Below are 21,395 nucleotides of genomic sequence, written 5' to 3'. Positions count from 1 at the left end.
ATGGCCTATTTCAAATACCGCGCGCTCGACGCCGAGGGTGCCAGCCAGCAGGGCAGCATCGAGGCCAGCGACCAGCAGGCCGCCGTCGCGCTGCTGCAAAAGCGTGGCCTGCTGATTCTGCAGGTGGAAGCACTGGGCGGGCCGGGCCTGCGCCGGGCGCTGAACCGCGGGGCGTTGAACGGCGCAGCCCTGGTCAGCTTCACCCAACAACTGGCGACCCTGCTGGGCGCCGGCCAGCCGCTGGAACGTTCGCTGGGCATCCTGCTCAAGCAGACCCAGGAAGCCAAGGCCCGCGCCCTGATCGAACGCATCCGCGAACAGGTCAAGGCCGGCAAGCCGCTGTCCCAGGCCCTGGAAGAAGAGGGCGGGCAGTTCTCCACGCTGTACATCAGCATGGTCCGCGCCGGCGAGGCGGGCGGTGCTTTAGAGAACACCTTGAGGCAGCTCAGCGACTATCTCGAACGCAGCCAGACCCTGCGCGGCGAGGTCATCAACGCGCTGATCTACCCGGCGTTTCTGGTGGTTGGCGTGTTGGGTTCGCTGGCCCTGCTGCTGGCCTACGTGGTGCCGCAGTTCGTGCCGATTTTCCGCGACCTTGGCGTGCCGATTCCGCTGATTACCCAGGTGATCCTGGCCATGGGCGAGTTTCTCAGCGCCTGGGGGCTGGTCGTTCTAGCCGGCCTCATCGTCGTCATCTGGGGCAGCGCCATCGCCCTGCGCGACCCGGCCCGGCGCCAGCGCAATGACCTGCGCCTGCTGAAGATAAAAATCATCGGCCCGCTGCTGCAACGCATCGAGGCCGCGCGCCTGGCGCGCACCCTCGGCACCCTGCTGAGCAACGGCGTGGCGCTGTTGCAGGCGCTGCTGATCGTGCGCCAGGTGTGCAGCAACCGCGCCATCGTCGCCCAGGTGGAACAGGCCACCGACTGGGTCAAGGGCGGCGGCACCCTGGCCAGCGGCCTGAGCCAGGAGCTGTCTGTGGGAGCTGGCTTGCCAGCGAGCCTTTCAGGGCCCCAAAGCTCGCTGGCAAGCCAGCTCCCACAAGGCAGGTCGCAATTGCTGTTGCCCGAATTGGCCATCCAGATGATCGACGTCGGCGAACAGGCCGGCGAGCTGGACGGCATGCTGCTGAAAGTCGCCGAGGTGTTCGACGTCGAAGCCAAGCGCGGCATCGACCGCCTGCTCGCAGCGCTCGTGCCCACGCTCACGGTGGTCATGGCGGCGATGGTCGCCGTGATCATGCTCGCCATCATGCTGCCGCTGATGAGCCTCACCAGTAACATTTAAAGGACCACACCCCATGAAAACCATGAACACGGGCCGCCGCCAAGGCGGTTTCACCTTGCTGGAAATGCTCGCGGTGATCGTGCTGCTGGGCATCGTCGCCACCATCGTCGTGCGTCAAGTTGGCGGCAACGTCGACAAGGGCAAGTACGGCGCCGGCAAGGCGCAGCTGGCCAGCCTGAGCATGAAGGTCGAGAGCTACGCCCTGGACATGGGCGCGCCACCGGCCAACCTCAACCAGCTGGTGACCAAGCCTTCCACGGCGGGCAACTGGGCCGGCCCCTACGCCAAGCCGTCGGATTTGAAAGACCCGTTCGGCCATCCGTTCGGCTACCGCTTCCCCGGCGAACACGGCAGCTTCGACCTGATCTTCTACGGCCAGGACGGCCAGCCAGGCGGCGAAGGCTACAACGCCGACCTGGGCAACTGGGAATAACCATGCAGCGCGCCCGCGGCTTCACCCTGCTGGAAATGCTCGTGGTCATCGTGCTCATCGGCGTGGCCGCGGGGCTGGTGGGCTATGGCTTGCAGCGTGGGTTGCACAGCGCCGGCGAGCGCAAGGCGGTGGTGCAAGTGGTGGAGGCCCTGCGCGCCACCCGCGTGCGCGCCATCGTCACCGGGCAGCCGGCGCGCACCCAATTCGACCTCGCGGCGCGGCGTTTCCAGGCACCGGGCAAAGCCGTGGAGGCATGGCCGGCGGACCTGCAGGTGCAACTGCATACCGCTGCAGAACTGGGCTCGGCGTTCGAGTTCTACCCCGATGGCGGTGCCAGCGGCGGCCACCTGCTGCTCAGCGATGGCGGCCAGCGCTGGCGCATCGACGTGTCGTGGCTGACCGGCACGGTCAACCTGCAGGCGCTGCGATGAAGGCGCAGCAGGGCTTCACGCTGCTGGAAATGCTCGCTGCACTGACCATTTTGGCCGTGTGCAGCGCCGTGCTGCTGATGGCCTTCGGGCAGGCGGCGCGCTCGCTCAAGCAGGTGCAGGCCAGCGACCGGCTGACCGCCGCCGGCCGCTCCATTCTCGACCAGCAGGCTGACGGCGATTTGCAGCCGGGCAGCCGCGACGGCACCTGGGCGGGTATCCGCTGGCACCTGGACGTGCGCCAGCTGCCGGCGGCCAACCACCTGCGTCTGTTCCAGCTGGACCTGCGCGTGCGCGAAGACCAGCGCCAGGCGCACTTCGCCACGCTGACCGTGCGGGGGGCGCAGCCATGAGCCGGCGCCAGGGCGGCTTCACGCTGCTGGAAATCCTCCTGGTGCTGAGCCTGCTGGGCGTGCTGCTGGCGCTGGTGGGCGGGGCGATCCTGGGCGCCAACCGCGCGGTGGCCAAGGCCCAGCACTACACCGAGCGCCTGGACGAAGTGCGCGCGGCGCAGGACTTCCTGCGCCGCGCCATCGGCCAGGCGCTGCCGCTGGACGACGGCCAGCAGCGGGTATTCGTCGGCGGCGCCCAGGCCATGGCGTTCATGGCACCGCTGTCGGCCAACCTCGGCGGCGGCATCGTGCTGCATAGCCTGGCCCTGCACGGCCGGCGCCTGGAAGTGGCGTTGAGCCAGGGCGGCCAGCCCTGGGGCGAACCCCAAGTGCTGCTGCACCAGGTGCGCAGCCTGCAATTCACTTACCGCGGCTATTCGCCCAAGGGCGAGCTGAGCACCTGGCTGGCCACCTGGCCGTGGCCGGGGCGGCTGCCACGCACGGTGCAGATCGACGCGCAGCTGGGCGGCCCGGTGCCGTGGACCGCGGAAAGCGTGACCCTGCGCCTGGACCTGTCGACGGTGGCGGGCCAATGAAGCAACAACAAGGCGTGGCGTTGCTGCTGGTGCTGTGGGTGCTGGCGCTGCTGAGCATTCTGCTGGCCGGGTTGGCCGGCTGGGTGCAGCTGGAAAGCCGCCAGGCCCTGTGGCAGCGCCAGCACACCGAGGCGCTGTTGGCCGCCGAGGCTGGCATCAACCTGACAGTGGCGGCCCTCAGCGACCCGGCGCAGAAAAACGCCTGGCCCGCCGACGGTCGTCCCCACGCGCTGGCCTTCGAGCGCGCCACCGTGCAGGTAAGCCTGTTCAGCGAACGCGGCAAGCTCGACCTCAACAGCGCCAGCACCGCCGACATCGCCCGGCTGATGCAGGCGTGCGGCGGCGCGCGCGGCGTGGCAGCGGCCCTGGACCAGCGCCGTGGCAACGGCCAGCCACCGCTGCGGGTGGTGGAGGAACTGCGCCAGCTGCCCGGCATGAACCGCAGCGTGTTCGCCTGCGCCGCCCCGCAGGTCACCTTGTGGAGCGGCCAGGAGCAGCCCGACCCGGCGTTCGCCACGCCGCTGCTGCGGCGGTTGCTGAGCCTGCCCAGCCTCAAAGTCAGCGGCGCCGACCCCGGCCCCATCCTAACCCTGGCCAGCGTCGCGCAGTTGCCTGGCGGCTTCAACGCAACGCTGGTCGTGACCCTGCTTCTCAACCCTTCCACGGAGGGGGCCCGACCATATCGGGTCCTGCATTGGCAAGAATGAACCTGAACACCTATTACGCCCAAGGGCGCGCCGCCTTGCAGCGGCACTGGCGCGGCAGCGGCGCCCAGCGCCTGTGGCAGGCCTGGCTGGCCGAGTTGCTGGGCCTGTTGCCGCCACGCTGGCGCGCACGGCTGGCGGGCGGTGCGCCGTTGCAGGTGCTGCACTGGCCGCTGGACGAGCCGGCTGACACCACGCCGCCGCGGGTGCTGGTGCTGCCGCGCAGCGAGGTGCTGGTGCAGACCTTGAGCTTGCCGGCGGCGGCAGCCCGCGACCTGCACAACGTGCTGGGTTTCGAGCTGGACAAATACACCCCCTACCGCGCCGAGCAGGTGAGCTTCTGCGCCCAGGTGCTGGGGCAGGGCGGCAGCACCATCAAGGTGCGCCTGGTGGTGATCGTGCGTGAGCGCCTGGAGCAGATCCTCGCCGCCTGCGCCGGCTTCACCCTGCACGGCGTCGACGTGCGCGACGGCGAGCGCCTGGGCATCAACCTGCTGCCCGATGCCTTGCGGCCGCAAGCCAGCAGCGGCGGGCGCCTCAACCGTGGCTTGCTGCTGACCTGCGCCGGCCTGCTGCTGACGGTGATGGTCATGTGGCTGCAATCGCGCGAGGCGCTGTTGATCGAAATGCAGGCCCAGGTGCGCCAGCAGCAGGCGCAGATCGGCCAGTTGCAGCAGGTGCGCGAGACCCTGGCCAATACCCAGGGCGCGGCGCGCTACCTGATCCAGCGCAAGGCCGCGCAGCCGGCGCTGGCCAGCGTCATCGCCGACCTCAGTCACTGCCTGCCCGAGGGCACCTGGCTGGAACAGCTGGAAGTGGACGACGGCGGCCAGGTCACGCTGACCGGCCAGAGCACCCAGGCCAGCGCCCTGATCGGCCAGCTGAAGACCTGCCACAGCCTGGACGACCCGCAGTTCCAGGGCGTGATCCAGCCCGACGGCGACACCGGCAAGGACCATTTCAGCCTGCGCGCCCACCTGCATCAGGAGGCCGCCCATGGCTCGTCCGCTGACTGAACGTGAGCGCCGTGGCGCCGCGCTGATCGCCCTGGCGCTGATGCTGGCGGCGCTGTACTGGCTGCTGGTACAGAGCTGGTTCACCGGCCCGCTGGGCGAGGTGAACACGCAGATCGAGCAACTGCGCGAACAGCAGCAGCGCTACGCCGGCCAGCTGGCCCAACGGCCGTTGCTCGACAAGCAGCTGGCCGCCGCCCGCCATGACCCTGCCAGCAGCCTCAGCCTGCTGCCTGGCAGCGACCCCAGCGCCGTGGCCGCCGACCTGATGCAGCGCATCGCCGACCTGATCAAGGCCAAGGCCGACGATGGCGCCGGCTGTGCGCTGACCCAGCGCATGCCCATCACCCCCGAGCAGGACAGCGCCCAGCCGTACCGGCAGATCAAGGTCAGCCTGACCCTGGAATGCAGCATCGAGCCGCTGATGGCGCTGCTGCACACCCTGGAATTCCACCGGCCGTTCCTGTTCGTCGACAACCTCAGCGTGCGCCGCGCCAGCAGCGCGCCGGCCACGGGCGGCGCGGGGCGGCTGACCGTGCACCTGCTGGTGCGCGGCTACCTGGCCAAGGCGGCTGCGGCGCAAGGGGAAGCGCCATGAAGCTGCGCCTCACGCCCCTGCGCGCGGCGCTGCTGCTGTGCGCCGGCACCCTGGCCGCCACCGCCGTCGGCATTGCCAGCGGCCTGGGCAGCGCGCCGGGCTGGCTGCCCCCTGGGCCCGCGCACCCGTTGGCGACAGCCCATGTGGCGGCCAGCGAGCTGCCGCAGGTGAGCCTCGACAGCCTCGACGCCGCCTGGCACACGCCGCTGTTCAGCCCCAACCGCGCCCCGGACCAGAGCGCCCAGGGGCCCAGCGCCGACCTGGCCGGCCTGGTGCTGACCGGCGTGGTGGTCAACGGCGACCTCAAGCTGGCGCTGCTGCGCGACGCCAGCGGCCACCCCCTGCGCGTCCACCAGGGCCAGGCCCTGCCCAACGGCTGGACCCTGCAACAGCTTTCTCCCCTGGAGGCGCAGTTCGCCTACCAGGGCCAAACCCGCAGCCTGCGCTTGCCGGCGCCGCGTCTTCCAGCCCCTTCACGCGCGGCCATGCTCACGCTGCCGCCGGTAACCGAACCTTGAAAACACTGTTCCCTGGAGTCACACCGTTGCGCACCCCCTTGCTCTGCCTGGCCACCGCCGTCGCCCTCGGCGGCTGTGCGACCGCGCCCCACACCTTTGAAAATGACCCGGCGCTGATGCACGAGGCCCTCAACGGCACCGGCGACCAGCGCCAGCCCGTGGCCGAGGCGCCGGTGGCGCAGCCTGCCAGCAGCAACGCCGCGGTGATGCCCAAGCGGCAGATCATCAGCGGCAACCAGCGCTTCGTACGGCCGCCGGCGCCGGTCAAGGGCGAGGATGAACAGGGCAGCGGCGACATCGTCTTCAACTTCACCAACCAGCCCATCGAGGCGGTGATCAACACGGTGATGGGTGACCTGCTGCACGAGAACTACAGCATCGCCCAGGGCGTGAGCGGCGACGTCAGCTTCTCCACCTCCAAGCCGGTGAACAAGAAAGAAGCGTTGTCGATTCTGGAGACCCTGCTGTCCTGGACCAACAACGCCATGATCCGCCAGGGCAACCGCTACGTGATCCTGCCCGCCAGCCAGGCGGTGGCCGGCAAGCTGGTGCCGGAGATGACCGTGTCGCAGCCGTCCAACGGCCTGTCGGCGCGGCTGTACCCGCTCAAGTACATCTCGGCCACCGAGATGCAGAAGCTGCTCAAGCCTTTCGCCCGTGACAACGCCTTCCTGCTGGTGGACCCGTCGCGCAACGTGTTGAGCATGTCCGGCACCCCCGAGGAACTGGCCAACTATCAGGACACCATCGACACCTTTGACGTCGACTGGTTGAAGGGCATGTCCATTGGCGTGTACGGCCTGCAGCGCGCCTCGGTGGCCGAGCTGATGCCGCAGCTGCAGAAGATGTTCGGTCCCGACAGCGGCATGCCGTTGGCGGGCATGGTCAAATTCCTGCCCAACGAACGCACCAACTCGGTGGTCGCCATCTCGGCCCAGCCCGAGTACCTGCGTGAGGTGGGTGACTGGATCAGGACCATCGACGAGGGCGGCGGCAACGAACCGCAGATGTACGTGTACGACGTGCGCAACATGAAGGCCACGGACCTGGCCAAGTACCTGCGGCAGATCTACGGCAACGGCCAGATCAAGGACGACAGCGCCGCCAAGGTCGCGCCCGGGTTGCGCACCACCACGCTATCGTCGCTCAATGGCAGCAACAGTTCGGGTATCGGCAGCACTGGTACCACCGGGCTGTCCAGCACCGGCACCCAAGGCCTGAGCGGCGGCAACTCGCTGAACAACAACTCCCTGCAAAGCCCTGACGAGGACAGCGACGAGGGCGCGGACGACACCGGCGGCACCGGCAGCGCCAGCGGCGGCCAGCAGAAGAGCCTGGACGACAGCACCCGCATCACCGCGCAGAAGGCCAGCAACCAGCTGCTGGTGCGCACGCGCCCGGCGCAATGGAAAGAGATCGAATCGGCCATCAAGCGCCTCGACAACCCGCCCATGCAGGTGCAGATCGAGACGCGCATTCTGGAAGTGAAACTCAGCGGCGAGCTGGACCTGGGCGTGCAGTGGTACCTGGGCAAGCTGGCAGGCAACTCCTCCAGCACCACCGTGGCCAACACCAAGGGCAGCCAGGGTGCGCTGGGCAGCGGCGGGGCTGGGCTGGGGTCCACGGACACGGCGTTTTATTCCTTCGTCAGCAGCAACTTCCAGGTGGCGCTGCATGCGCTGGAAACCAACGGCCGCACCCAGGTGCTGTCGGCGCCGTCGCTGGTGGTGATGAACAACCAGCAGGCGCAGATTCAGGTGGGCGACAACATTCCCATCAGCCAGACCACCGTGAACACCAGCACCTCGGACACCACCCTGAGCAGCGTTGAATACGTGCAGACGGGCGTGATCCTTGACGTGACCCCGCGTATCAATCCGGGCGGCCTGGTGTACCTGGATGTGCAGCAGCAGGTCAGCGATGCGGACACCAGCAGCGAGACCACGACCCAGACCAACCCGAATATCTCGACGCGTTCGGTGTCGACCCAGGTGGCCGTGCAAAGTGGCCAGACAGTGTTGCTGGGGGGCTTGATCAAGCAGGACAACAGCGAAACGGCCTCCAGCGTTCCCTACCTGGGCCGCATTCCGGGCCTGCGCTGGCTGTTCGGCAGCACCACCAAGTCGAAGGATCGCACCGAACTGCTGGTGCTGATCACCCCGCGCGTGGTCACCAGCAACAGCCAGGCCCGGCAGGTGACCGACGATTACCGGCAGCAGATGCAGCTGCTCAAGCCGTAAGCCCTGACGCCGCGGTGCCCTCGGACGCGGCCTCCGGCCGCTGCTACGGGGGGGCGTCCGGCGCCAACGCAGTGTCGGTGGAATGGCGCGGCGTCCTTGGACGCGGCCTGCGGCCGCTGCTACGGGGGTTGCGGCGTAGCAGCTGCCGAAGGCTGCGTCCGGGTCAGGGGCGGGTGTCGATCATGCGCTGTACCTTGCCCACCAGGTCGCTGATCTGGAACGGCTTGATCACCATGTCCATGCGCTCGCCGAGGAAATCCTGGCGGCTGACGGCGTCCTCGGCGTAGCCGGTCATGAACAGCACCGGCAACTCGGCGCGGTAGCGGCGGGCGATGTCGGCCAGGTCGCGGCCGTTCATCTGTGGCAGGCCGACATCGGTGAGCAGCAGGTCGATGCTGCCATCCTCCTGCAACAGGCTCACGGCGTGGTGCACGTCGTCGGCCTGGGTGCAGCGGTAGCCGTTGTCTTCCAGCACCTCGGTGACGAACAGGCGCACGGCCGGCATGTCTTCGACGATCAGGATGTGCTCGCCACTGCCCGGCCGCGTCGGCAGCAGCGCCGGCAGGTCGGGGTGCTGGTTGGCCAGGCCGGCCGGCAGCAGCAGGGTGACCTCGGTGCCATGGCCGACCACGCTGCGAATCCGCGCGTCGCCCCCCGACTGGCGGGCAAAACCATAAATGGTCGACAACCCCAGCCCGGTACCCTGGCCCAGCGGCTTGGTGGTGAAGAACGGGTCGAAGACCTTGCCGATCACCCCATGTTCGATGCCCACGCCGTCGTCCTGCACGCTCAGCACCACGTAGGCACCGTCGGCCAGTTTCATGTCGCCGTGGGAGTGGGCGGCGAAGGTGCTCAGGCGGATGTGCCCGCCCTGGGGCAGCGCGTCGCGGGCGTTGATCACCAGGTTGAGCACCGCGCTTTCCAGCTGGATGGGGTCGACGAGGGCGATGGCGGCCTTGCTGGTCAGCTCCAGGGTCAACTGCACCCGCTCGCCGATGGTGCGCCGCAGCAGGTCTTCCAGCGACAGGATGTGCTCGTTGACGTCGGTGGGGCGGGTGTCCAGCGGCTGCTGGCGGGCGAAGGCCAGCAGCCGGTGGGTCAGCGAAGCAGCGCTGGTGGCCGAGCCCAGGGCGGCGTCGGTGTAGCGCAGCACGGCGTCGCTGCGGCCTTCGCTGACGCGTTTCTTGATGAGCTCAAGGCCGGTGATGATGCCGGTCAGCAGGTTATTGAAGTCGTGGGCGATGCCGCCGGTGAGCTTGCCCAGGGCGTCCATCTTCTGCGCCTGCAGCAGCTGCGCCTCGGTGCGTGCGCGTTCGGCCACCTCCTTGGCCAGCTGGTCGTTGGCGCTGTCCAGTTCCTGGCGGTGCGAGCGTTCGCGCTGGCGGTGCTCGGTGACGTCCTCGATGAACACCAGGCTGTGGCCTGGGGTGCGGTACGGCGAGATCTGCCATTCGGTCTCGCGCAGCACGCCCTCCACCAACATGTTCAGGGTGCCGCGCCAGCGCTCGCCGATGGCCAGGCGCAGGCGCAGTTCGGCCAGCACCCCTTCCTGGTCAGGAGCGAAGCAGCCCTGCAGCTGTTCGTTGGTGCGGTTGTCCTGCACCAGGTCAGTGAAGGCCTGGTTGCATTCGATCACGTTCAGCGCCGTGTCCATCACCGCGATGGGCGCGCCGATGTTGAGGAAGATCTCGCGGAAGCGCGCCTCGCTCTCGCGCAGCGCGTGCTCGGTGTCACGCACCCGCAGCAGGGTGCGCAGGGTGGCCAGCAGCACGTCCGGGTCCACCGGGTGGGTCAGGTAGGCATCGGCGCCGTTGTCGAGGCCGGTGATGATGTCGCCGGTCTGGATCGACGCCGCCGACACGTGGATCACCGGCAGCAGCGCGGTGCGCGGTTCGGCGCGGAGCTGGCGAACGATGTCGAAGCCACTCATGTCCGGCAGGTTGACGTCCAGGATCGCCGCGTCGAACAACTGCTCGGCCAGCAGCGCCAGGCCCTCGGTGCCGGTGCCGGCTTCAAGGATGCGGTAGCCGTGGCGCTCCAGGCGCCGGCGCAGGGCGTAGCGGGTGGCCGCGTTGTCATCGACGATCAGCAGGCAGCTGTCAGCCTTCATCGGGGGTGTCCTGGGCCAAGGCCAATGGGATGATCACGTAGAAGGTCGAGCCCACGCCCGGCTCGCTGGCAACGCCCACGCGCCCGCCCAGCAGCTCGGCGAAGCGCTTGCACAGTGACAGGCCCAGGCCGGTGCCGCGCAGGCGTTTCTGCAGCGGCGAGTCGACCTGGCTGAAGTCTTCGAACAGGGTGCCGTGCATTTCCGCGGGAATGCCGATACCGGTGTCGTTCACGGCGAAGCGTATCTCGTGCTCGTTCTCCAGGCTGGCCGACACCCGCACATGGCCGCGCTGGGTGAATTTCAGCGAGTTGGAGATGAAGTTGCGCAGGATCTGCGCCAGCTTCTTGTCGTCGCTGTACAGCCGTGGCAGGCCCACCGGCTCCTCGAACACCAGGTCCACCGCGGTGGCGTCGACGATGGGGCGGAACATGCCGCGCAGGGCCGAGAACAGGTCGAACATGTCGAACCAGGCGGGCGAGATGGTGATGCGCCCGGCTTCGATCTTGGCCAGGTCCAGCAGGTCATCGACCATGTCGCTGAGCTCGCGGGCGGCGCCGCTGACGAAGGCCACCTGCTTGTGCTGCTCGGCGCTCAGCGGGCCGTCGAGTTCGTCCTTGAGCAGGCTGGTGATGCTCAGGATCGAGCCCAGGGGCGTGCGGAACTCGTGGCTCATGTACGACAGGAAGCGGCTTTTCAGGTCCGAGGCCTGGCGCAGTTGCTCGGCCTGGTTGTCCAGCTCCGCATACAACGCCAGCACGCCCTGGTTGGTCTCTTCCAGCTCGACCCGCAGGGCCTCGGCTTCGCGTTCCAGCTGCGCCACGCGCGCGGCCTGGGCGTTGGCGGCCAGGGAGGTGAGGTCAGGCATGGGGCATCTCCAGGTCTATGACCAGCACGGTGACGTCGTCTCTGCCGCGGCAGAAGTCACGGTGCAGCACCGTGGCAATCACGGCGGGGTGGCGGAAAATCAGGCCCGGGTAATCGTGCAGGTTCCAGCGCGATTGCAGGCCGTCGCTATACAGAATCAGGATATGGCCGCTGACCTGAGCATAGTCGAAGCTCTGTGCCTTGCGGAACTGGGCGCCGACGATGCCCGGGTGCGAGGCCAGGCCGCGGCTGCGGTCATGGCTGCGGCTGAGCAGGCTGGCACCGATGTTGCCGATGCCGATGAAGGCCAGGCGGTCGGCGCCCGGGTTGAACTGCGCCACGGCCACGGCGCCGCCGCGGCTGCCGGTCATGGCCTGGTGCAGGTCGTCCATCAGCAGCGTCGGGCTGGCGAACGGCGCCAGGGCGAAGGCGCGCACCCCGGCGCGGGCGGCGCGTTCGGCGTCCTCGCCGTGGCCCAGGCCGTCGATGACCAGGGCGCTGATGCCCTGTTCACCGATGTTGACCTGGAAGGCGTCGCCGCAGGCGGGGTCGTTGTGCAGCGAGTGCTGGGTGACGCCCACGGCCAGGTCGCGGGCCTTGTCGCCCCGGCGGAAGAAGCGCGCCAGCAGCACCGCGCCGCGGCTGTCGGCGTGCACGTCGAACACCTCGGCCTGGCGCGCCACGGCGCCCAGGCCAATGCCTTGGGTGCCGCCGGTGGAGTAGCCGTCGGTGAGGCAGGCGTGCACGTCGAAGCCGTTGCCGCGGTCCACGGCAATGGCCTCCAGGCCCTGGCCTTCGGGCCGGGGCAGGGTGCGCAGGTGCAGCTCGCCATGGCTGGCGTGCTTGAGGATGTTGCTGCACAGCTCGGTCACCACCAGCGCCACGCGGCCGGCGTCGGCGTCGTCGAAGCCCAGGCGCTCGGCGAGCTTCTGGGCGGTGCGGCGGGCGTGGCCGATCTGGCTGCTGTCTTCGATCAGTAACACTTGAGTGATCGAACTCGGGAAGGTCAGGTCCATCGCGTGATGGTCACCCGTGTGCCCTTGCCTGGCGCGGTGTCCAGCTCGAAGTCGTCCACCAGGCGCTTGGCCCCGGTCAACCCCAGGCCCAGGCCGCTGCCTGAGGTCCAGCCGTCGGTCATGGCCAGCTTGATGTCGGCAATGCCCGGGCCTTCGTCGCGAAACACCAGGCGCAGGCCGGTGCGGTGGTTCTCTTCGACGATTTCCCAGTCCATGTCGCCGCCACCGCCGTAGACCATGGTGTTGCGCGCCAGCTCGCTGACCGCCGTCACCAGCTTGGTCAGGTCGATCAGGCGCATGCCGCAGTCCTGGGCCAGCTTGCGCGCGGTCTGGCGCGCCAATACCACGTCTTGCTCGATGCGAACCGGTTGGGTACCGCTGCTGAGCTGGGTCATTGCAGGTCCACTCGTTCGCGCAACAGCTTCATGCCGCGTTCCACGTTGAGGGCGGTGCTCACCCCGGGCAGGGTCAGGCCCAGTTCCACCAGGGTGATGGCGACGGCCGGTTGCATGCCCACCAGCACGGTCTCGGCGTCCATGATGCGCGACAGGCCGGAGATGGTGCCGATCATGCGGCCAATGAACGAATCGACGATGTCCAGCGCCGAGATGTCGATCAGCACACCGCGCGCCGAGGTGCGGCTGATGCGCTCGGAGAGGTCGTCTTGCAGGGTCAGGGCCAGTTGGTCATGCATGTCGACCTGGATGGTCACCAGCAGGCAGTTGCCCATTTGCAGGATGGGAATGCGCTCCATGGGCTTATACCGCCTTGCTGACGGTCATGCCCAGGCGGCGCAGGGCCAGGGCCAGGGCGTCCGCCAGGTTGGCCTTGGTGACCACGCCTTGCAGGTCCAGGCCCAGGTGCACGATGGTCTGGGCAATTTGCGGGCGCACGCCGCTGATGATGCAGTCGGCGCCCATCAGGCGGATGGCGGTCACGGTTTTCAGCAGGTGCTGGGCCACCAGGGTGTCCACGGTGGGCACGCCGGTGATGTCGATGATGGCGATTTCCGAACCGGTGTCGACGATGCGCTGCAGCAGCGATTCCATCACCACCTGGGTGCGCTGGCTGTCCAGGGTGCCGATCATCGGCAGGGCCAGCACGCCTTCCCACAGCTTGACCACTGGGGTGGACAGCTCCAGCAGTTCTTCCTGCTGGCGCTTGATCACCGCCTCGCGGGACTTCTGGAAGGTGCGGATGGTGTGCAGGCCCAGGCCGTCCAGCAGCTGCGAGATTTCCCAGGTCTGCTCGGCGAGGGTGGCGGGGCTGGCTTCGTATTCCCGCTGCAGCAGGGCGAACAGTGGGCCCTTGAGGGCGAAGATGAAGGTGGCGGTCTGCTGCGAGTCCTGCCCGGCCATGGCGCGGGTGTGGGAAAGTTTTTCGAGGAACTGGCGGGTGGCTTCCCAGTTGCCGGCGCCGAGGTTTTTCGAGTCGCCGTTCTGCGAACCGCTGACCAGCAGGCTGAGGAATTCGCCCTGCTGCTGGCGCACGTCCTCGTCCTTGAGATTGCGCGTCGCGCCGCTGGCTTCCTGTTCGCTGAACCACTGGGCCAGCAGCTCGGCGTGAGCCTTGTTGAGTGCGTCGAGGGTACGTTGCTGCAGTGCTGCCATGTCCATGTGCTCCAGAATGGTTTTTTCTTTTCGGTGGGCGCCGTGCGCCGCACTGATTATTAGTCAAACAGTGACAGTTGCGTGGGAAATTAGTTGTAGGGTACACAGAAAATTCCGTAGCAGCGCCCGAAGGGCGCGTCCTGCGCGCTGCGGTTCTCCAGGCACACCGCTGACGCGGCCTGGCGGCCGCTGCTACGGGGCGGCGAGTCCAGGACGGGCGATCAGCCGCGCGCATTCATCCAGGCGCTAGCAGAGCTGGCGGCCGGTACGCTGGTGCGGGTGCTAAAAGAGAGGACGCCACCGCTCGATGGCCTGTGCCTGTACTACCCGGGGCGGCGGCATGCGCCGGCGGGGCTGCGCGCGCTGATCCAGGTGATCCGCGAGCACGCGGAGGCGCGGCGGGCCTGAACTGCCCGGCCGCCGCGCACGGGGTCACGCCAGTTCGGACTTGATCATGGCGATCTTGGTGTTGATGTTTTCCTGGGCTACTTGGGCCTTTTCCTTGGTCAGGTCCGCCACCTTCTTGTCGACTTCGGCTTTTTGCTCCGGCGTCATGGCGTCGTACTCTTCCTTGGTCACCCCGGTCAGCTGCTGGCGGGCTTTTTCGGCGTCGCTCTGGCTCATGTAGTCCGAGAACTCCTGGGCGGCGGAGGACGCGGTGGTGGTGCTGCTGCCCGACAGGTCGGAGGCGGCAATGGCCACGCTGGCCGAATTGGCCTGCGAGTCCGACGTGGCGGCGGTGGTGGTCGCCGTGCCGCTGTTGTCCGCTGCCGCCACGGCCGAAGCCACCGACGCCGTCGCCGCCTGGGTGGCGGTGGCGTCGTCGACGGTGCTGGCCATCGCTGCCTTCAGATTCACCATCATCCGGGCGAAGGCTTCGTCGTACGAAGAGCTGTCGGTGCTGGACTGCGACGACGAATCGGTGCTGCTCGACGTCGCCGCTACCGGCGTGGCCGAGGTGGCGATCGTGGTGTATTGATCCGGCTGCTGCGACGACAGCGACGCAATGGCCGGCGTGACGGTTGTTGCGGTGGTGCGGTTGGTACTGTTGATAATCACCGTTCACCTCCTGTTGAGTGTAGGTGGTGGGGATTTACAGCAAGATGGGTGCCAGGGGCTGGGGCTGGGCGCAAAGGCCAATGAATACGGGGCTTGCGCTTGCGCAACGGGCATGCGAACCGCCAAGTGGGGCGGCAGAAGCTGGCCGTTGCCGAACAGGGATTGCCGCCGGTGGGCCGCGCGATTCCTTCGCCATGCGCCAAAGGCTGCCAACGCCGATCCCAACGTGCCTAGAACCAATACCACCGCCTCGGTTTTTCTGCGTGGGGAATACAGAGCGCTTGCAGCAAGCTGCCAACAAAAGCTGACCACCTCACGGGCTCATTTGCCAGGAAGGTATCGCCGGTAGGGTCAAGGAACAAAATCGATCCGTTGCGCGCGGTGTTGAGCTGAACCATGCCCCAGAAAAACGTGACGCTTATACTCAGCCAGTACCATCCGGTGGAGGCTTTGGGGCCTGACAGCACAATCGAGAGCCACCGGCAGGCTGCGAATCCTGTGATAGATAGAGTCAGGTAGAAGGCTGCCGTGATGAGTTCACTGCTTGTCACGTTTCTCGAACTCCTGCCGCAAGGCATTCATGGTCAATCCGTTCGACAGTGCTTCTAGAGTCAGTGCCCCCTTGCCGAGCTTGGAGTAAGCGCGCACATAGTCACTCCTGATGTATCGAAACAGACGCCATGAATCAGGCTTGAGCATCATTCTGCCTAGCCCATATGCGGAAATGCTTAAGTCTATAGCGCCGTACGCAAGATTTGCTTCGCGTTCGCCGCCCCCCATGGCACTGGAGGCTGCGTGGTAGGCTTGCCTTACAGGGCCCTGTGTATCGGATCGCCCTTCGATAAAATTGCGGCCGTTTTCATAGATGTTGTTGCTGCCACGCGCAATCAGAGGAACCCCAAAAAAGGCGCATAGCGTCCCCGCAGAGGCATAACAGACACTTGCCCCGCTTGCGATTTGAGCAATTCCTGCAATCACACCAATTCCTTTTTGGGTTAGCTCCATCGATTGATTGATGAGGCTGGTCTGCTCATCCTTGAGCAGGCGCAACGTTCGGTCCGGAGTTATCTTGCCTTGCTTGTAGTCGTTTACGATCATTGCAACGTAATCGGCCACCTCCCGATTGAATTGCAGGCGGAGAATACCGTCTTGCAGATGCTTGTCGCTGACAGTGCAAGCCTGGTTTGTCAGGGAGCCCGCGGCCCGTGAAATTTCCCAGGATTCAAGATTGCTGCCCTGGTCTTCCGGGGTGAGCGGCCTCATGGGGCAACCCCGCCAGCGCGCTTGAAGCGTTGCGAGGAGCGTGGAATTGTTTGGTGGGGGATGGGGCGTAGTTCGATTGGGGCCATAGTGAGCGGTCCGGAAGGAAGGGCCGCTCAGGCTATTCAACTGTCGCGATTAAAAATGTAGGACGATTCTGAGGCTGAGAGCGATATTTCAGTCCTCTTGCTGCGGATGGGGTGCCCTGCGAGTCCAGGCCTCATCCGTCACAGCTTCCCTGGCCAGTCCAGCCACCGAAGCATCCACCAAAGCTTTGGCAATCTCAATCGTATGTTCGACATTCCGTGCCAATGCACGCAAATGGGTCGAGGAGTTCTCGACCAACTCCTCCGCAACCGCGCTAGCTCCCCTCAAGTATTCGCTGGCCTGGGTGAGAGCCTCATCCAGCGGCATGCCTGCGCGCACAGTAAATATCGGTGCGTCTCCTGGGCAGGGCGCGAAGAGATGGTCAGTGGTGGTCTGTGGTGAATTCAACGGCGGCTTGAGCATCTACAACTCCTGAAGTATCAGAGCCGTCCTCCTTCGCTACTAAACGAAGGGTGGCGGCTGTGCGACAGGTTAGTAGACCGGGGATACTTCAGGAACCCAGCGCACACGAGGTGCCCTGCGCACAGCCACCATGACGCGGAGGCATTTGCACTGAAGTCGCTCGGGCTACTAAACCCGGCCGCTGAAGGCAGCGGCGAGCGGAGAGTAGGAGTAGCAGTGGTCCAGTACAAGCGGCGAAATGTATCGGCGAATTTGAAATATTTTGTAAGTATTTCAATGCTGTAGGGTGATTATCGCAGACTTTGTGGGATGTTTCCTAGGCAGGGGTTGTTGCCTTTTAGCTGCGCTACTCATCTACCGCCATACACCAAGGCTGGCGACACCGATCCCACAGGCCATGGCACGTTGCAACAGATGTAGATGCTGCCGCCAGGCTGCGTCGCGCCGCGTGGGCGGCGCTCGGTCTTGAGGGCGCCGGAGAGGCAATGGCATGCGCCTGGTGGCCTTGATGCAATCTTGCGACAGGCCGCCGGGGCCCCCCGCAAAAGTCCGCGTAGCCGCTGCCGTCAGGCTGCGCTGGCCCTGCGCCTCGCTGTAGATCTCCAGTGCACACGAAGGCAGCAGCTACGTGACTGCGGTGTGGCGTGCAGGTGCATGTCTTGGGTGTTTTGGCGTGCTTGAGATCGAGCGCCGCCCGCGCGGCGCGACGCAGCCTGGCGGCAGCATCTACATTTGTTGCAACGTGCCATGGCCTGATGGATCGGCGTTGGTGGCCTTGGCGCATGGCCTAAGACCGAAGGGGGGCAATTGTTACGCCTTTGAAAACAATGTTTTACAGGATGTGTAACCAAATCTTTCCTGGCCTGATGGCACTTTCCTATACACTCGCGACACTCTGCCGCACACAACCGCGCGGCAGCTGGCTGGATGCCACCTCACACCCCAAGGACGACCTGCCCGGAGACCCGTGCAGGTTTTTTTTGGTGTGTGTCTGAAACCGGTTTCAGACCAGATAAAACAGAGCTCGACGCAGCCGTGCACTGCCTGACAGGAAAAAAACCATGCAACCCCTTGATCCCGATCCTTCGCAACCTTCCCCGTGGCATGCGCCGCTCAAACGCCGCACCGTGCTCACCGCCCTGGCGGTGGCCGCCGTGCAGGCCGGCATGGCCAGCACCCTAGGCTGGTCGCCGCTGGCGCTGGCCGATGGGCCGGACGTGGACGCGCAAGGCTTCTTCACCTTGTCCCAGGTGCTGACCGGTTACGACGACCTCGACGCGCTGATTGCCGGGCGCATTGCCCGCGCGTTGATTGCCAGGCAGCCGGCCATGGCCGGTTCGCTGGCGGCGTTGTGCAAGCTGGCCGCCGTGCCGGCCAACCGTGACAGCGCCGAGGCGCTGCTGGCCGCGGCGAAGGGGATCAACGAGGGTGACGCCGCGCTGGCCGTGGTGGCTGCCTGGTTCAAGGGCACCGTTGGCCATGGCCAGGACGCGGTGCTGATCACTTACAAGGATGCGCTGATGTACCGCCCCGCCAGTGACGGGCTGATCGTGCCCACCTACTGCGGCAACGGCCCGCTGTGGTGGACCGCCGCTGTACCTGACGCGAACGCATCCATCTATGGCCCGAGGAACGCAGCATGAGAAAGCCCGTATTTGACGCCAATGGCGACGTGACCGCCGACGTGGTGGTGGTAGGTTCCGGCGTGGCCGGGGCGCTGATCGCCAATCAGCTGGTGGCCGAAGGGCACTCGGTGCTGATCCTTGAGGCCGGCCTGCGCATCCAGCGCGCCCAGGCCGTGGAGAACTGGCGCAACATGCCGTTCGACAACCGCATCGGCTCCGACTTCCAGGGCCTGTACCCGCAGGCCGAGCACGCGCCGGCGCCGCTGTACTTCCCGAAGAACAACTACGTGGGCCTCAGCGGCCCGAGCGGCAGCAGCTTCCAGCAGGGCTACCTGCGCACCCTGGGCGGCACCACCTGGCACTGGGCGGCGTCGTGCTGGCGCCACCTGCCGGTGGACATGCGCATGCAGTCTGAATACGGCGTGGGCCGCGACTGGCCCATCAGCTACGACGAGCTGGAACCCTATTACTGCCGCGCCGAGGAAGCCATGGGCGTGGCCGGCCCCAGCGACCCGGACATGCAGAGCCCGCGCGAGCGCAGCCAGCCATACCCCATGGACATGGTGCCGTGGGGCTACGGCGACAAGCGTTTCGCCGAAGTGGTCAACGCCCACGGCTACAAGCACATCCCCATTCCCCAGGGCCGCAGCACGCGCCCGTGGAAAGGCCGGCCGACCTGCTGTGGCAACAACAACTGCCAGCCGATCTGCCCGATCGGCGCCATGTACAACGCCATCCACACCATCGAGGAAGCCGAGCGCAACGGCGCCCTGGCACTGACCGAGGCAGTGGTCTACAAGATCGACACCGACGAGGGCAACCGCGTCACCGCCGTGCACTGGCTGAGCCCCGACGGCAAGTCCCACAAGGCCAGCGGCAAGGTCTTCGCCCTGGCCTGCAACGCCCTGGAAACCCCGCGCCTGTTGCTGCTGGCAGCCAACGAACGCAACCCCCACGGCATTGCCAACTCCTCCGACCAGGTGGGGCGCAACATGATGGACCACTCCGGTTTCCACTGCTCGTTCATTGCCAACGAGCCGCTGTGGATCGGCCGCGGCCCGGCGCAGAGCAGCTGCATCGTCGGCCCGCGTGACGGCGAGTTCCGCGCCAAGTACTCGGCCAACAAGATGATCCTCAACAACATCACCCAGGTCGCCAAGGCCACCGAGCAGGCCCTGGCCATGGGCCTGGTGGGCAAGGCGCTGGAGGCCGAGATCCGCCGCCGTTCCACCCATGGCGTCGACCTGTCGATCAGCCTGGAGCCGTTGCCGGACCCCAACAACCGCCTGACCCTGAGCACCACCCGCAAGGACCCCCACGGCCTGGCCTGCCCGGACATCTACTACGACGTCGGCGACTACGTGCGCAAGGGCGCGGAAGCGGCGCATGCGCAGCTGGAACACATCGGCAGCCTGTTCGGCGCCACCGAGTTCAACATCACCACCAGCCTCAACGCCAACAACCACATCATGGGCGGCACCATCATGGGCAAGGACCCGCGCGATTCGGTGGTGAACGGCGACTGCCGCACCCACGACCACGCCAACCTGTGGCTGCCCGGTGGCGGCGCCATGGCCTCGGCCAGCGTCGTCAACACCACCCTGACCATGGCGGCGCTGGCGATCAAGGCCGCCGACGACATGAGCAAAGCACTGGCGCGGGGTTGAGCGAATGACTTTCTCGATCAAAGCCCACCTGCTGGTGGCATTGCTGGCGGCCAGTGGCCTGGCCCAGGCTGAAGAAACCGTACCGGCGCCGGCAGTCACGCCGGTGGGCGGCGTGCTGTCCCAGGAAGAGCAGGGCCGCCGCCTGGCGGTGGCCGGCGACTGCATGGCCTGCCACACCGTGCCCGACAGCGGCAAATCGTTCGCCGGCGGCTACGCGATCAACTCGCCGTTCGGCTCGATCTACTCCACCAACATCACGCCGTCGAAAACGGCCGGCATCGGCCACTACACCGAGGCGCAGTTCGCCCATGCGGTGCGCGACGGCGTGCGCGCCGATGGCAGCTACCTGTACCCGGCCATGCCGTACACCTCCTACGTGCACATGAGCGACAGTGACGTGGCGGCCCTTTATGCCTACTTCATGCACGCGGTGCAGCCGGTGGACACCCCGGCGCCGACCACGGCGCTGAACTTCCCGTTCAACATTCGCCTGTCCATGGCCGGCTGGAACCTGCTGTTCCTCGACAGCCGCACCGCCACGCCAGCACCCATGCCCACCCCGGAACTGGTGCGCGGCGAGTACCTGACCAACACCCTGGAGCACTGCGGCGCCTGCCACACCCCGCGCAACCCGCTGATGGCCGAGATCAAGGACAAGGCCCTGTCCGGCGGCATGGTGGGGCCTTGGTACGCGCCTAACATCACCTCCGACAAGGTCAGCGGCATCGGCGGCTGGAGCAACGACGAGCTGGTGCAGTACCTGCGCACCGGCCACGCCGAGGGCAAGAACCAGGCCGCCGGCGGCATGGCCGAAGCAGTGCAGAACAGCCTGCAGTTCCTGCCCGACAGCGACCTGGCGGCCATCGCCGCCTACCTGAAAAGCACCGCGCCGGTGCGCAGCGAAGGCGAAGTGCGCCCCGCCTACGAGTTCGGCGCCAAGCACAGCGGCGAAGACCAGGTGCGCGGCACGGCCCCGTCCAATGCCCATGACAGCGTGAAGACCGGCGCCCAGCTGTACAGCGGCTACTGCGCCAGCTGCCACCAGCCGGGCGGGCAGGGCAGTGCCAACCAGGCCTACCCGTCGCTGTTCCACAACACCGCCACCGGCATGGCCAACTCGGCCAACCTGATCGCGGCGATTCTCTACGGCGTCGACCGCCAGGAGGCCGGGCACCACGTGCTGATGCCGCGTTTCGACGAGGTCAGCTACGTGGCGCAGTTGAACGACCAGCAGGTCGCCGACATCGCCAACTACGTGCTGCGCAACTTCGGCAACCCGTCCCACGAGATCAGCGCCCATGACGTGATGATTGCGCGCCAGGGCGGCGAGAAACCGCTGCTGGCGGTGGTGCAGCCGTTCATTGTGCCGGCGATGGTGATTGCGGTGCTGGTGCTGCTGGGCCTGATAGTCGTTTGGCGCCGCCGCAATCGTTGATTCCGAACCAACCGCAATCTCGTAGCCGCTGCCGCAGGCTGCGCTGGCCCCACGTCACGCTGGAGATGTGCAGCGTAAACGATGGCCAGC

General features: G+C 66.7%; 22 protein-coding genes. 13 read left to right on the top strand and 9 right to left on the bottom strand.

The window, feature by feature from the left end; translation table 11 throughout:
* From AC0J42_RS19805 to gspD, 10 genes are read left to right on the top strand one after another with little or no spacing between them, the layout of a single operon-like run.
* Positions 1 to 1,287 (top strand): type II secretion system F family protein, encoded by a 1,287-nt coding sequence (locus AC0J42_RS19805; protein ID WP_473003264.1) that lies wholly within the window; start codon positions 1 to 3, stop codon positions 1,285 to 1,287.
* A gap of 22 nt (positions 1,288 to 1,309) precedes the next feature.
* Positions 1,310 to 1,720, top strand: a complete 411-nt coding sequence (gene gspG / locus AC0J42_RS19800; protein ID WP_416427423.1) for a type II secretion system major pseudopilin GspG — start codon at positions 1,310 to 1,312, stop codon at positions 1,718 to 1,720.
* Between the two features lie 2 nt (positions 1,721 to 1,722).
* Positions 1,723 to 2,151, top strand: a complete 429-nt coding sequence (locus AC0J42_RS19795; protein ID WP_473003262.1) for a prepilin-type N-terminal cleavage/methylation domain-containing protein — start codon at positions 1,723 to 1,725, stop codon at positions 2,149 to 2,151.
* Complete coding sequence (locus tag AC0J42_RS19790) at positions 2,148 to 2,501, top strand: type II secretion system protein (protein WP_473003260.1); 354 nt, start codon at positions 2,148 to 2,150, stop codon at positions 2,499 to 2,501. Before AC0J42_RS19795 ends, AC0J42_RS19790 begins: the two co-directional genes overlap by 4 nt.
* Positions 2,498 to 3,076 (top strand): prepilin-type N-terminal cleavage/methylation domain-containing protein, encoded by a 579-nt coding sequence (locus AC0J42_RS19785; RefSeq protein ID WP_473003259.1) that lies wholly within the window; start codon positions 2,498 to 2,500, stop codon positions 3,074 to 3,076. The genes AC0J42_RS19790 and AC0J42_RS19785 overlap by 4 nt, the downstream gene beginning before the upstream one ends.
* Positions 3,073 to 3,783 (top strand): type II secretion system minor pseudopilin GspK, encoded by a 711-nt coding sequence (locus AC0J42_RS19780; protein ID WP_416425352.1) that lies wholly within the window; start codon positions 3,073 to 3,075, stop codon positions 3,781 to 3,783. The genes AC0J42_RS19785 and AC0J42_RS19780 overlap by 4 nt, the downstream gene beginning before the upstream one ends.
* Positions 3,780 to 4,796, top strand: coding sequence for a PilN domain-containing protein (locus AC0J42_RS19775; RefSeq protein ID WP_473003258.1), 1,017 nt, complete (start codon positions 3,780 to 3,782; stop codon positions 4,794 to 4,796). The genes AC0J42_RS19780 and AC0J42_RS19775 overlap by 4 nt, the downstream gene beginning before the upstream one ends.
* A complete protein-coding gene (gspM, locus tag AC0J42_RS19770; RefSeq protein WP_473003257.1) occupies positions 4,777 to 5,391 on the top strand; it encodes a type II secretion system protein GspM in 615 nt (204 codons plus the stop codon). The genes AC0J42_RS19775 and gspM overlap by 20 nt, the downstream gene beginning before the upstream one ends.
* Entirely contained in the window at positions 5,388 to 5,909 is a 522-nt protein-coding gene (locus tag AC0J42_RS19765) for a hypothetical protein (protein WP_473003256.1), read from the top strand. Before gspM ends, AC0J42_RS19765 begins: the two co-directional genes overlap by 4 nt.
* Positions 5,906 to 8,149, top strand: coding sequence for a type II secretion system secretin GspD (gene gspD / locus AC0J42_RS19760; RefSeq protein ID WP_473003254.1), 2,244 nt, complete (start codon positions 5,906 to 5,908; stop codon positions 8,147 to 8,149). The genes AC0J42_RS19765 and gspD overlap by 4 nt, the downstream gene beginning before the upstream one ends.
* Positions 8,150 to 8,312: 163 nt before the next feature.
* On the opposite strand, the gene AC0J42_RS19755 is transcribed toward gspD, so the two are convergent.
* From AC0J42_RS19755 to AC0J42_RS19715, 9 genes are all read right to left on the bottom strand, one after another.
* Positions 8,313 to 10,259: a response regulator gene (locus tag AC0J42_RS19755; RefSeq protein ID WP_473003251.1), complete on the bottom strand. Its 1,947-nt coding sequence runs from the start codon at positions 10,257 to 10,259 to the stop codon at positions 8,313 to 8,315.
* Positions 10,249 to 11,124, bottom strand: coding sequence for a sensor histidine kinase (locus AC0J42_RS19750; RefSeq protein ID WP_416425346.1), 876 nt, complete (start codon positions 11,122 to 11,124; stop codon positions 10,249 to 10,251). Before AC0J42_RS19750 ends, AC0J42_RS19755 begins: the two co-directional genes overlap by 11 nt.
* On the bottom strand, positions 11,117 to 12,139 hold the full coding sequence (locus tag AC0J42_RS19745) for an ATP-binding protein (RefSeq protein ID WP_473003248.1): 1,023 nt from the start codon (positions 12,137 to 12,139) through the stop codon (positions 11,117 to 11,119). Before AC0J42_RS19745 ends, AC0J42_RS19750 begins: the two co-directional genes overlap by 8 nt.
* The gene (locus AC0J42_RS19740) at positions 12,130 to 12,534 is read right to left on the bottom strand and encodes an ATP-binding protein (RefSeq protein WP_416425344.1); all 405 of its coding nucleotides are present in this window, start codon (positions 12,532 to 12,534) and stop codon (positions 12,130 to 12,132) included. The genes AC0J42_RS19745 and AC0J42_RS19740 overlap by 10 nt, the downstream gene beginning before the upstream one ends.
* Positions 12,531 to 12,893, bottom strand: a complete 363-nt coding sequence (locus AC0J42_RS19735; protein ID WP_416425343.1) for an STAS domain-containing protein — start codon at positions 12,891 to 12,893, stop codon at positions 12,531 to 12,533. The genes AC0J42_RS19740 and AC0J42_RS19735 overlap by 4 nt, the downstream gene beginning before the upstream one ends.
* 4 nt (positions 12,894 to 12,897) lie before the next feature.
* Positions 12,898 to 13,749, bottom strand: a complete 852-nt coding sequence (locus AC0J42_RS19730; RefSeq protein WP_473003245.1) for an STAS domain-containing protein — start codon at positions 13,747 to 13,749, stop codon at positions 12,898 to 12,900.
* A 432-nt stretch (positions 13,750 to 14,181) separates the two neighbouring features.
* Positions 14,182 to 14,808: a hypothetical protein gene (locus AC0J42_RS19725; protein ID WP_473003244.1), complete on the bottom strand. Its 627-nt coding sequence runs from the start codon at positions 14,806 to 14,808 to the stop codon at positions 14,182 to 14,184.
* Positions 14,809 to 15,345: 537 nt separating this feature from the next.
* The gene (locus AC0J42_RS19720) at positions 15,346 to 16,071 is read right to left on the bottom strand and encodes a DUF4225 domain-containing protein (protein ID WP_473003242.1); all 726 of its coding nucleotides are present in this window, start codon (positions 16,069 to 16,071) and stop codon (positions 15,346 to 15,348) included.
* A gap of 174 nt (positions 16,072 to 16,245) precedes the next feature.
* On the bottom strand, positions 16,246 to 16,578 hold the full coding sequence (locus tag AC0J42_RS19715) for a DUF6124 family protein (protein WP_473003241.1): 333 nt from the start codon (positions 16,576 to 16,578) through the stop codon (positions 16,246 to 16,248).
* A 1,061-nt stretch (positions 16,579 to 17,639) separates the two neighbouring features.
* On the opposite strand from AC0J42_RS19715, the gene AC0J42_RS19710 reads away from it, so the two are divergent.
* The 3 genes from AC0J42_RS19710 to AC0J42_RS19700 are packed head-to-tail and all read left to right on the top strand — an operon-like array spanning position 17,640 to position 21,305.
* Entirely contained in the window at positions 17,640 to 18,221 is a 582-nt protein-coding gene (locus tag AC0J42_RS19710) for a sugar dehydrogenase complex small subunit (protein WP_473003239.1), read from the top strand.
* Positions 18,218 to 19,870: a GMC family oxidoreductase gene (locus tag AC0J42_RS19705; RefSeq protein WP_416425337.1), complete on the top strand. Its 1,653-nt coding sequence runs from the start codon at positions 18,218 to 18,220 to the stop codon at positions 19,868 to 19,870. Before AC0J42_RS19710 ends, AC0J42_RS19705 begins: the two co-directional genes overlap by 4 nt.
* Before the next feature lie 4 nt (positions 19,871 to 19,874).
* Positions 19,875 to 21,305 (top strand): c-type cytochrome, encoded by a 1,431-nt coding sequence (locus AC0J42_RS19700; protein ID WP_473003237.1) that lies wholly within the window; start codon positions 19,875 to 19,877, stop codon positions 21,303 to 21,305.
* The last annotated feature ends 90 nt before the right edge of the window (positions 21,306 to 21,395 follow it).

The sequence above is a fragment of the Pseudomonas sp. Tav-5-1A genome, from assembly GCF_055755055.1.
The sequence above is the reverse complement of the archived record's forward strand: the minus strand, read 5'-3'. Positions and strand labels throughout refer to the sequence as shown.